The 11,919-nt window shown below is 64.5% G+C and carries 7 protein-coding genes; 4 read left to right on the top strand and 3 right to left on the bottom strand.

Going from position 1 to position 11,919, the window contains the following annotated elements; genetic code table 11:
• The 4 genes from VN419_RS00680 to VN419_RS00665 all read left to right on the top strand — a co-directional run.
• The coding region (locus tag VN419_RS00680; protein ID WP_414652895.1) for a biotin--[acetyl-CoA-carboxylase] ligase at positions 1 to 568 on the top strand (568 nt) is incomplete at its 5' end.
• A 61-nt stretch (positions 569 to 629) separates the two neighbouring features.
• Complete coding sequence (locus VN419_RS00675; protein ID WP_325643377.1) at positions 630 to 4,334, top strand: pyruvate carboxylase; 3,705 nt, start codon at positions 630 to 632, stop codon at positions 4,332 to 4,334.
• A gap of 351 nt (positions 4,335 to 4,685) precedes the next feature.
• Complete coding sequence (locus VN419_RS00670; protein WP_325643375.1) at positions 4,686 to 8,282, top strand: PEP/pyruvate-binding domain-containing protein; 3,597 nt, start codon at positions 4,686 to 4,688, stop codon at positions 8,280 to 8,282.
• An 80-nt stretch (positions 8,283 to 8,362) separates the two neighbouring features.
• Complete coding sequence (locus VN419_RS00665; protein WP_325643373.1) at positions 8,363 to 9,148, top strand: DsbA family protein; 786 nt, start codon at positions 8,363 to 8,365, stop codon at positions 9,146 to 9,148.
• A gap of 57 nt (positions 9,149 to 9,205) precedes the next feature.
• Here VN419_RS00665 and VN419_RS00660 read toward each other — a convergent pair whose 3' ends face one another.
• The 3 genes from VN419_RS00660 to VN419_RS00650 all read right to left on the bottom strand — a co-directional run.
• Positions 9,206 to 9,562 carry a PilZ domain-containing protein gene (locus VN419_RS00660; RefSeq protein WP_325643371.1) on the bottom strand — a complete coding sequence of 119 codons (357 nt, stop codon included), beginning with the start codon at positions 9,560 to 9,562 and terminating at the stop codon, positions 9,206 to 9,208.
• Between the two features lie 74 nt (positions 9,563 to 9,636).
• Positions 9,637 to 10,515 carry a DMT family transporter gene (locus VN419_RS00655; RefSeq protein ID WP_325643369.1) on the bottom strand — a complete coding sequence of 293 codons (879 nt, stop codon included), beginning with the start codon at positions 10,513 to 10,515 and terminating at the stop codon, positions 9,637 to 9,639.
• Between the two features lie 84 nt (positions 10,516 to 10,599).
• Positions 10,600 to 11,919 (bottom strand): DUF4139 domain-containing protein (locus VN419_RS00650; protein WP_325643367.1); only part of this gene is annotated, 1,320 nt, incomplete at its 5' end.

The raw sequence follows: 11,919 nt of genomic DNA, 5'->3' as shown, positions 1-11,919 counted from the left end.
GCCCGGCAGCCTGCTGGCCACGCTGGTCTGCCCGCCGGAAAACGGCCGGTGGAACGAGCTGCGGCCGCTGGTGCTTGGCTACCTTTTCGCCGAGGCCTTGAGTGGCCTTGGGCAGGCCGTGCAGGTCAAGTGGCCGAACGATCTTCTGTCGGACGGACGCAAAGTGGCCGGCATGCTCGTGGAAGAGCGGGCAGGGTGCATTCTTGCCGGCATCGGACTCAACCTGGCCTGGGCGCCGGAGCCCGCGGCTCTGCGCGACGGGCACAGCGTTGCGGCTGGCGAATTTCACCCGTCCGATGGCGGGCTTGGCCCGGCGCGCCTGTGGCACGCCCTTGTAAACCGGGTGGAAACGGGGTACAGAACTCTTCTTGAGGCTTTTTCTCCCAGGGAATTCTTGACGATTTTCCGCACCAGGATGGCCTGGCAGGGGAGGCGTGTCCTCGTACAGGAAGGCGCAAGCGTTCGGTATGAGGCGGTCGTCAAGGGCATTTCCGGGGAGGGAGGGCTTTTGCTGGACCGCGCCGGACAGGAGGTCGTCCTCCTGGCGGGCGATGTGACCCCGGTTTGACGCGGGGCTGGAACAGAGGGGCTCAGAGCGTATTGCAACAGCAAGGGGGACAGTTTTGGCCATGAGACCGAAGTCTTTTGAGCAGGTTCTTGAAGAAGTGAAGGGCAAGCCCATTTTGGTGGCCAACCGGGGCATTCCCGCGCGCCGCATCTGCCGTTCCATCACCGAGATGTTCCAGGCCGTGGCGGTGATGACCGCCACCGATGTGGACAAGACCTCTCCCGCCACCACCGGCGCACACGAACTCCTGCTCCTGGGCGAAGATCCCCGCGCCTATCTCGACCTTGACCGCATCATCAAGATGGCCAAGGATCGCGGCATCGTGGCCATCCATCCCGGCTGGGGCTTCGGAAGCGAGGACGACTCCTTCCCGAAGAAATGCGAAGAGGCCGGCATCATCTTCATCGGCCCCAACCAGGGCCCCATGCGCTTGCTGGGTAACAAAGTGGCCGTGCGCAAGCTGGCCGAGGAGATCGGCGTGCCCGTGGTGCCCGGCTCTCCCGAAGCCGTGAGCATCCCCGAGGCGCGCAAGATCGCCAAGGAGATCGGCTTCCCCATCATGCTCAAGGCCGAGGGCGGCGGCGGCGGCCGCGGCATCTACGAGGTCTACGAGGACGCCCAACTGGAGAGCGCCTTCTCCAAGGCCTCGGCCCTGGCCAAGGCCAGCTTCGGCAACCCGCGCCTGTACGTGGAGAAGCTCCTCACCAGCGTGCGGCACATCGAATTTCAAACCGTCGCCGACATGTACGGCAACGTCTTCGTGTTCGACGAGCGCGACTGCACCGTGCAGCGCAACCACCAGAAGCTTGTGGAGATCACCCCTTCGCCCTGGCCCAAGTTCACCCCGGAGCTGCGCAAGGAGCTCAAGGGCTACGCCGAGAAGCTCATCAAGGCCGTGGGCTACCATTCCCTCGCCACGGTGGAGTTTCTGGTGGACAAGGACGGCAGGCCCTACCTCATCGAGGTGAACACGCGCCTTCAGGTGGAACACGGCATCACCGAGTGCCGCTACGGCATCGACCTGGTGGAGGAGCAGCTGGCCATCTCCTTCGGCTCCAAGCTGCGCTTCAACGAGCACAACACCAAACCCTACCTGCACGCCATGCAGGTGCGCGTGAACTGCGAAGACCCGCAGGACAACTTCTCGCCCAACGCCGGGCTCATCACCAGCTACGTCTCCCCCGGCGGCCAGGGCGTGCGCATCGACTCCTGCATCTGCGCGGGCTACCGCTTCCCCTCGCGCTACGATTCCGCCGCGGCGCTTCTCATCACCTACGGCAACTCGTGGGACAAGACGGTCATGCTCATGCGCCGGGCCCTGCGCGAATACAAGATCAGCGGGGTCAAGACGACCATCCACTTCCACCGCGAGGTGATGAAGCACCCCGACTTCGTGGCCAGCGACTACGACACCAACTTCGTCCGCCTGCACAAGGACGAGCTCATGGCCTACACCGACCAGGAGGCCGAACCCGTCCGCCTGGCCCGCCTCGTGGCCGAGATCAGCGCGCGGGGCTACAACCCCTATGTGTCGCTTGGCGAGTACCGCGGCCGCGCCGACAAGCGCCTGGGCCGCTTCCAGCTGGTGAAGGCCCCGGACGCCACGGACGCCGCCTTTGAGCCGCGCATCACCCGCGGCATGAAGCGCGACGACATCCTGGACGCCCTGCGCGAGGACCGCGCGGCCGGCATCGTGCACTTCAGCGACACCACCACCCGCGACATCACCCAGAGCAACAGCGGCAACCGCTTCCGCCTGGCCGAGGACCGCATCATCGGCCCCAGCCTGGACAAGTGCGGCTTCTTCAGCCTGGAGAACGGCGGCGGCGCGCACTTCCACGTGGCCATGCTGGCCAACATGACCTACCCCTTCACCGAGGCCAAGGAGTGGAACCAGTTCGCTCCCACCACGCTGAAGCAGATCCTCATCCGCTCCACCAACGTGTTGGGCTACAAGCCGCAGCCCAAGAACCTCATGCGCCTGACGGGCGAGATGATCTGCGAGCATTACGAGGTCATCCGCTGCTTCGACTTCCTGAACCATGTTGAGAACATGCGGCCCTTTGCGGAAGTGGTGCTGCACTCCAAGAAGCACATCTTCGAGCCCGCCCTGTCCATGTCCTGGGCCAAGGGCTTCGACGTGCCGCACTACCTGGACGTCACCGAGAACATCCTGTCCATGTGCGCCAGTGTCATGGGGGTGAGCAAGAAGAAGGCCTCGCAGTCCATCATCCTGGGTCTGAAGGATATGGCCGGCGTATGCCCGCCGCGTTTCATGCGCGAACTCATCGCCGCCCTCGTGGCCAAGTACCCGGAGCTGGTCATCCACAGCCACCGCCACTACACCGACGGCCTTTTCGTGCCCACCATGGGCGCGGCGGCCAAAGCGGGCGCGCACATCGTGGACGTGGCCATCGGCTCCAGCGTGCGCTGGTACGGCCAGGGCGACGTGCTCTCCACCGCCGCCTACATCGAAGATGAGATGGGCCTGAAGACCGTGCTGGACAAAGACATGATCCGCAGCACCAACTTCACGCTCAAGCAGATCATGCCTTACTACGACAAATACTGCTCGCCCTACTTCCAGGGCATCGACCACGACGTGGTGCGCCACGGCATGCCCGGCGGCGCCACCTCCTCCTCTCAGGAAGGGGCCATGAAGCAGGGCTACATCCACCTGCTGCCCTACATGCTCAAGTTCCTGGCGGGCACCCGCAAGATCGTGCGCTACCATGACGTGACCCCGGGCTCGCAGATCACCTGGAACACCTCGTTTTTGGCCGTCACCGGCGCGTACAAGCGCGGGGGCGAGCGCGAGGTGCGCCGCCTGCTGAACGTGCTCGACATCGTGAACCTAGCGCCCGAGGGCGAACTGACCGACCATGAGCGCGAGGCGCGCCTCGACCTCTATCGCGACAGCAACGACGCCTTCCGCAACCTGCTTCTGGGCAAGTACGGCAAGCTGCCCCTGGGCTTCCCGCCGGACTGGGTCTACCAGAGCGCCTTCGGCACCGAGTGGAAGAGCGCCGTGGAGTGCCGCACCGAGGCCTCGCCCCTGGACACCTTGCCGGACATGGACCTGGCGGCGGAGGAGAGCATCCTGGACGCCCGCCTGGGCCGGAAGGCCACGGACGAGGAGTTCGTGCTGTACCTGAACCATCCGGGCGACGCCCTGAAGACCATTGAGTTCTGCGAGACCTACGGCGACGCCAACAACCTGCCGCTGGACGTGTGGTTCGAGGGCCTGGAGAAGGGCGAGACCCTGCTGTTCCAGAGCCGCTGCGGCAAGCCCCATGTCATGCGCATCGCGGAAATCTCCGAGCCGGACGACCAAGGCTGCATCACCGTGCGCTACTCGGTGGACTCCGAGACCATGAGCCACCGGGTCAAGGTGCGCGACGCCGTGGGCGCCGAGCGCGACAGCCTGGAGATGGCCGATCCAAAGAACGTGAACCACATCGGTTCCCCCTCCAACGGCGACCTCTGGGTCATGCACGTGCGCGTGGGCGATGTGGTGAAGAAGGGCGAGGAGATCTTCAACATCTCCATCATGAAGCAGGAAAAGAGCGTGTACGCCCCGGTGGCCGGCGTGGTGAAGCGCGTGCTGAAGAACGCCAACTATCAGGAAGACAAGATCATGGTGCCGGTGAAGGAAGGCGAGCTGCTTGTGGAGCTTGGCCCCGCCCAGGCGGGCTGCCCCACCTGCAAGGCCCCTCTGGCCAGCGAGGACTTCCGCTTCTGCCCCGTGTGCGGCCAGAAGATTTAGCGGAGAGAGCAGCAGATAGCATTATTGTATGTGCAAATGACCGCGCGCCACTGAGCGTTTTATAGGCGGCCAGGAGATAAAGGGATGAAAATTCTCATCGCACGGAACCTCGTGTGGTGCTGAAAAGCCCTCTCCTGGCCGCTTTGTCGTCTATTTTGGGGTATTGTTGTATGTGCAATTGACGAAAGGCCGAGAAAAGGGGTATCTGCAAAAAGTCGGCTGTAAAAATGGCGCATCCCGCTTCCGCAGGCGCTCACGGGCATGGACGGGAAGGGGCGTCGCTTGCGTCCTTACGATAGGTCCCTCAATGATGACACGGCCCGCCAATGCGCGGCGCTGCAGGAGGAGAGCATGGCCAAAGTCCAGAAGGAACAGACTGCCAAGGCGGCCGAAGTTGCCGCGGAGGCGAAGCCCAAGGCCGGGAACAAGGCCGAGCTGACCAAGAAGATCGTCCTCACCGGGGCGGACATCGTGGCCATCGGACCGGACGCCGAACTCATCGTGGGCGGCAAGAACTACAACACCGCCATCATCAGCCAGGTGGACGGCATCCGCGCTCCACAGTTCCGGGCCATCTCCTCCATCGCCTTCCACAAGCTCCTGGACGAGACCAAGGTCAACGCCGCCCTCGTGCGCAGCACCGTGGACAAGGAATACAACAACACGGACTGGACCGACGACGAGATCAACCGTGACCCTGAATTTCTGCGCAAGTTCACCCGCCGAATCGCCAAGCGCATCGCGGCCGAGTCGGTCAAGAACACCGGCACCCTCATCAAGCTGCGCACCTTCGTGAACAACGTGGTGGAAGGCTTCGCCACCAGCCCGGAGGGCATCGACCAGCTGCGCAAGCGCTCGGTGCTCGTGCAGGCGGCCATTCTGTCCGTCGATCCCCCGGCCGAGGTGAAGGAAGCCGTGCGCGGCGCCTACCTCGACATCTGCGGCGAGGCCGGCCTGGAGAACGAGCCCGTGGCCGTGCGCTCCTCCGCAGCGGGTGAGGACAGCCGCAAGAAGGCCTTCGCCGGCCTGCAGGACACCTATCTGAACATCGTGGGCGACGAGCGCTGCGTGGAGGCCTACCACTGGGACTGCGCCAGCGCCTACAACCTGCGCAGCATGACCTACCGCCGCGAGGCCATCCTGGACGCCGTGAGCCGCGCCGAGGAAACCGGCGACGACATGATCGCCGAGACCGCCAAGAAAGAGTGGGCCATCGAGAACACGTCGCTCTCCGTGTGCATCATGCGCATGATCAATCCGCTCATCTCCGGCACGGCCTTCAGCGCCGACACCTCCACCGGCTGCCGCGGCACCGACCGCAACGACCTGGTGTCCATCGACGCCAGCTACGGCCTGGGCGAGGCGGTCGTCGGCGGCATGGTCACCCCGGACAAGTTCTACGTCTTCCAGCGCGACGACCACTCCGAGGTCGTTGTCCGCTTCATGGGCTGCAAGGACAAGAAGATCGTCTACGACGAGGACATGGGCGGCACCAAGGACGTCGAGGTTGAGGAGAACGAGGTGTTCCGCTGGGCCCTTTCCCTGGCCCAGGCCGAGGAAGTGGCCAGAGGGGTGCGCAACATCTCCCGCGCCTACGGCGGCATGATCATGGACACCGAGTTCTGCATCGACTCCGCCGACCGGCTGTGGTTCGTTCAGGCCCGGCCCGAGACCCGCTGGAACGAGGACTTCGACGTCCACCCGAACACCATCTTCATGCGCCGCAAGGAAGTGGACCCCAAGGCTCTGGCCGATGCGGAGCTGATCCTTGAAGGCAACGGCGCCAGCCGCGGCGCGGGCCAGGGCACGGTCAAGTTCCTGCGTTCCGCCCTGGAGCTGAACAAGGTCAACAAGGGCGACATTCTGGCCGCAGAGCGCACCGATCCGGACATGGTGCCGGGCATGCGCATCGCCAGCGCCATCCTGGCCGACGTCGGCGGCGACACCAGCCACGCGGCCATCACCAGCCGCGAGCTGGGCATTCCGGCCGTCATCGGCCTGCAGAGGCTCGAAGTCATCCGCTCCCTCGACGGCCAGGAGATCACGGTCGACGGTTCGCGCGGGCGCGTGTACCGGGGCAAGCTGCCCCTGGTGGACGTGGGCGGCGAGATCGACGTCGCGGCCCTGCCTGCCACAAAGACCAAGGTCGGTCTGATCCTGGCCGACATCGGCCAGTCGCTGTTCCTTTCCCGCCTGCGCCGCGTGCCCGACTTCGAAGTGGGCCTCCTGCGCGCGGAGTTCATGCTGGGCAACATCAGCGTGCACCCGCTGGCCCTGGAGGCCTTTGACCGCGGCGTGCTGGGCTCCCTGGTGGACGCCAAGCTGCGCGACCTCGACAGCCGCCTGTCCAAGGTCATGAAGGAGCAGCTGGCAACCGGGCTCATCAACCTGCGCATCAAGCTGCGCGACTACGTGGGCATCATCACCGGCCTGGGCAAGGAGCTGGCCTCCCTGTCCGAGCGCGAGGGCACCAAAGGCACCGATGAGGTGCTGGCCATCCACCGCCGCCTGCGCGAGCTGGACAAGAAGCTCGACGAGCACATCGGCTACGCCACGGAGCGCCTGGAGTCCCTCAAGACCTCCGTGTCCCTCAAGAAGCACATCGCCGTCATCATGGGCTACTACGACGTGGTGGACGGCACGAGCGAGAACTACGCCGAGGCCCAGAAGACGAAGCAGGACCACGAGCGCGAGATCGAGAAGATCGCCGCCCGCGTGAAGGACGACCCGGAAGTGGTGGACGTGCTCACCCGCATCGCCGCCCTGCGCGAGGAAGTGGCCCTGAAGATGGGCCTCAAGAGCGAGATGGACGAGGTGCGCACCCTGCCGGAGCGCATCCGCAAGTTGCTCGAGTCCCGTGGTTTCCGCACCGGCAAGGAGCACTACATCCAGACCCTGGCCCAGGGCCTGGCGCTGTTCGCCATGGCCTTCTACGGCAAGACCATCGTTTACCGCACCACGGACTTCAAGTCGAACGAGTACCGCAACCTGATTGGCGGCCTGCTGTTCGAAAGCCACGAAGACAACCCGATGCTCGGCTACCGCGGCGTGTCGCGCAACATCCACGACTGGGAGCTTGAGTCCTTCAAGCTGGCGCGCGGCATCTTCGGCGGCAAGAACCTGCAGATCATGCTGCCCTTCGTGCGCACTCTGGAAGAAGCCCGCAGCATGAAGCGCTACCTGAAGAGCGTGCACAACATCGAGTCCGGCAAGGACGGCATGAAGGTCATCCTCATGTCCGAGATTCCGAGCAACGCCATCTTGTGCAAGGAGTTCATCAAGGAAGTCGACGGGTTCTCCATCGGTTCCAACGACATGACCCAGATGGTGCTGGCAACCGACCGCGACAATTCGCGCCTGCAGCACATCTACGACGAAGAGGACCCGGCCGTTGTCTGGGCCATCCTGGTGACCATCTTCGCGGGCCAGAAGTACTGCAAGAAGGTGGGCTTCTGCGGCCAGGGCGTATCCAACAGCGAGATCCTGCGTGGCCTTGTGGCCATCGCCGGCATCGACTCGGCCTCCGTGGTGCCCGATACCTACCGCAAGACCAAGATCCAGATGGCCGAGGTGGAGGCGCTTAATATCCCCGTTTCCGGCCTGGGCGAGTGGCTGCGCGACCAGCACTTCAGCCGCTTGGAGATCCTGCTGGAGGAGAACGGCTACGGCCACATCCTCAAGCGTTACAAGACGGCCGAGGACTTGATGGAGTGGTATGAGGGCGAGCTGGACCGCTTCAGCGAGCAGCTGCGCGACAACATCGAAAACGCCAAGGAAGCCTTCTACCGCCAGGAGATGGAGCGTTTCCGCGCCATCTTCCACAAGCCGGTGATCTACTCCAGCTGGGACTGGACCTTCACCGTGGAGGACGCCATGCACCATGCCGGTTTCGCCACCTACGAGGAGCAGGAGGCCGCCCTGGCCGTGAAGCGCTCCATGAAGTGGTAGGAACCTTTTACAACTGACGTACGCACGGGCGGCGACCAGGACACTCCGGGTCGCCGCCTTTTTTCCGCCAAGGAGGCGTTATGCGTAAGATTATCCTCGTGCTCATAAGCACGCTCATTTTGAGCGCTTGCGCCCAGACCGCCAGCCGAGAGCAGGTCGCCCAAACTCTGCGCGACAACCCGCAGATCGTGTTCGACGCGCTCAAGCGCGACAAGTCGCAGCTCATGGACATCCTGGATCAGGCCGTGGCCGAGCGTGAGGATCTGGAACGCAAGAACGCGCAGCTGCGCGCTCTGGCCGATCCCTTAACGCCGGAACTCCAGCCTGGGCGCATCTTCCTTGGCGCGGCTGGAGCCCCCGTGACCATTGTGGAGTACTCGGACTTCCAGTGCGGCTACTGCGCCCAGGGGCAGGCCACCATGCAGGAGCTGCTGCGCCGCCACCCGGGCCAGGTGCGTGTGTTCTTCAAGCACTTTCCGGCCCGTCCGGGCTCCCTTGAGCCCGCCGTGGTCTTCGAGGCCCTGGCCCTGCAAAAGCCGGAGGCCGCCTGGCGCTTCGCCGAGCTGGCTTTCGCCAACCAGCGCGCCCTGGCCGATGGCTCCGGCCGCGGTCTGGCCGCCCTCATCGCCAGCCTGGACGCGGGGTTCAAGATCGACTCCGCGCGCCTGAAGAAGGACATGGAGTCGCCCGCGGTGCGCACACGCATTGAGGCGGACGTGGCCGAGGCCCGACGCTTCGGCGTGGAGGGCACGCCCACCTATCTGGTGAACGGCGTTCCCGTGCGCGGAGCCGCGCCATTGGAAGAGTTCGAGGATCTGCTGGGACTTCTTGGGCGTAAGGATCAGGTGCAGGCGGCCAAGCCTTAGTCCGCGTGGGGAACGCTCGCACGGCTGCCCGGGTCGGCGGCCGTGCGGGAAGCTCCGCTAGTCGAAGGCCGGGTGCTTCAATTCGGCGTCGATCTGGTCGGCGTCGGGCGCGTTGTAGCGCACCAGGTTGCGCAGGTGCAGGAAGCTCTCCGGCTCCATTGGCAGGAAGTCTATGGCCACTCCCGTGGCATCGCTGCGGATAATGCGGCTTTCAATCTCGATGACCGCCTGGGGTGAGAGGGCGATGCGCAATAGCCCTGTGGCCCCGGTCTTCACCAGGGCTTCGGGCACGGCCAGCAGGCCTTTCAGGCTGATGTTGCACACCAGCAGGCGCACTTCCTCGCCTCCTGGCACGGTGAAGCTGGCGGCGATGTGCGTGTCCACCCGGCTGCGGCGGCGGCGGTTGGCGTCCATTGTTCCTCCTCGGCCTGGCGCTTTGTGCCCAGGCTGGGCAATACCTTACGATATGACCGGAATGCGGGTTGGCGTCAAGGCTGTCTGGCGCGCAGCACCTGGGTGTTCGGCAGGATTATGCCCACCAGGATGAGGGCCATGCCCGCCACCTGGATTTGCACCACGTCCTCGCCAAGCAAGAGGGCCGAGGCCAGCACCGTGGTGATGGGCTCCAGCGTGGAGCAGATGGACGCGCTGGCGCTGCCGATCAAGTCTACTGAGCGATAGAGCAGGGTGACGGCGAGGGCCGTGGGCACCAGCCCCAGGGCCAAGGTGAGGGCCTTGGCGCCCAGGTCCAGCTCCGGGAAGCGCACGGGCGGGCTCATTATGGTGTAGACCACGGCGGCGAAGAGCACGCAGTAGAAGGAGATGCTCTGCGGATTCTCGCCTTTGAGCAGCCATTCCAGGCAGATGAGGTACACGGAGAAGATGAGCATGGACACGGTGGCGAGCATGAGCCCGGTCTGGTTGATGTCGCGCAGGAAGGCATCGTAGAACACCAGCCCGCAGCCCGCCACCAGCAGCAGAAGCGAAACGCCCACGATGCGGTCCAACCGGGTCTTGAAGATGAGGGCCGAGAGCAGCGTCACCGCCACGGGGTAAAAATACAGGATCAGCGAGGTGGTGGCCGCCGGGATGTACTTGAGCGAGGTCATGAAGGACAGGCTTTGCACCGGATAGAGTCCGACGCCGAGAAAAGCGGCCTTAAGGAGCGTCTTGGGGCGTACACGCAGCACGGTCCTGTCGGTGGCCGCAAACCAGCACAAAAGCATCAGCGCGCCGATGCCGAAGCGGTATTGCAGGATCTCCGCGGCGGCGAAACCCTTGGCATAGGCCAGCTTGCCCAGCACAGCCAGCATCCCGAAGCACACCGCCGAAAGCACGGCGCACAGCATCCCAGCAAACGAGCCCACTCATCCCCTCCAAAAATGTGCGTGAACAGTGGGCTTATGCGAAGTCGACCTCGGGGGCAAGGCTTTGCCTGCGTGTTTGGCCTGTTACAGCTCCGTGTTGAAGGTATACTTGAGCACCAGGGGTTCGGCGTCGCGACCGGAGGGCACGTCCACCACGAACTCCAGGGTGCCTGCGGCGGGCTTGCTCCACTTCTGGCTGGCGCTCTCCACCTTCCACTTGCCGGGCAGAAGCTCCTGCAGCACCACCTGCTGCGCCTGTTTCTTGGAATTGCGGATGCGCAGCTCCCAGCTGGCGCGATAGCTGTTCTTGCCGGTCTTTTCAAAGTCCGTCACCACGCGTTCCACGCTCAGGTCAAAGGCTTGGCCGAGGCGCAGTTCCGCGGTGCCGCCCACGGCCACACGCTCAAGCGGGGCCTCGCCCAGAAAATGCCGCACGCCGTTTTCTTCCTGGAAGGCGCGGAACGTGCCCTTTGGCAGCGGCAGGCCTAAACTCAGGGCCTCGGTGTTCCGAAAAGAGAGGACCACATCCAGCTTTTCCTTCTGGGGTTCGCTCTCGCGGCCGGAGGGCAGGGCGTTTGCGCGGCCGACGAGCTTGCGCGAAACCGGGACGGTGGCGCTCTCGAACAGCCGCACCTGGCGCGATTGCTGGTTGGCCAGGCTGACGGGCTGCTTGATCTTGTACAGGTGGTACTCGAAGAGTTCGGCGCTTTCACCGCCTTCGTTTTGCGGCGCTGCCTTGGCCATGACCATGGCATCGGCGGCATAGGCGCGAGCCAGCATGGGGCGTTCGGTCCTGGGCTCGCCCGCCAGCAGTTCCACTGCGGCGTCGCGGTAGTCACGGCCGGTGCGGTTGGTCAGCGTGGCCCAGCCGCTGAGCAGTCCGCTGGTGGCTGCCTTGTTCATTGTCAGCACGTAGTCCATACGCCAGCTCAGCTCGCGAACGAGATACGACAGCTCGACGGTCTGCTTGGCCGGACCGGAGTTGTCCACGTTCAGCGAGAGCCGGGGCCGGGCGGAGAGGCCCTCGGGCAGGTCCGGGTAGATGACGGCCTCAAAGGGGCCGGAATACACGCGGCCATCCACGAGAAAGAGCGGCGCCTCATCGGTGGAAAGCACTGTGGCCTCTTTCTGGACGCGCCCGCCCTTGGTCTTGCCGTCGGGCAGCACCAGGGTGACCTGCTTGCCCACGTGGCGTTTGAGCAGCGTGCTCGGCGTGAGCAGTTCTTCGTCCAGGGCGATGTCCAGGATGTTCAGTCCCTTGGGTGCTGTGTTTGAACGCACCTGCATGGTCTGCGCTTCGATGGTGGCGGGAAGATCCGGCAACAGCAGCTGGCTTTTCCCCTTAGGCAGGGTCGTCGCACGCTGCTCCGTGACCAGGCTTTGTCCGTTCTGCTGCACCACGAG

Origin of the sequence: Humidesulfovibrio sp., from assembly GCF_035560995.1 — a bacterium.
Classification (GTDB): domain Bacteria; phylum Desulfobacterota; class Desulfovibrionia; order Desulfovibrionales; family Desulfovibrionaceae; genus Humidesulfovibrio.
This window is presented reverse-complemented; position numbering and strand designations above follow the sequence as displayed.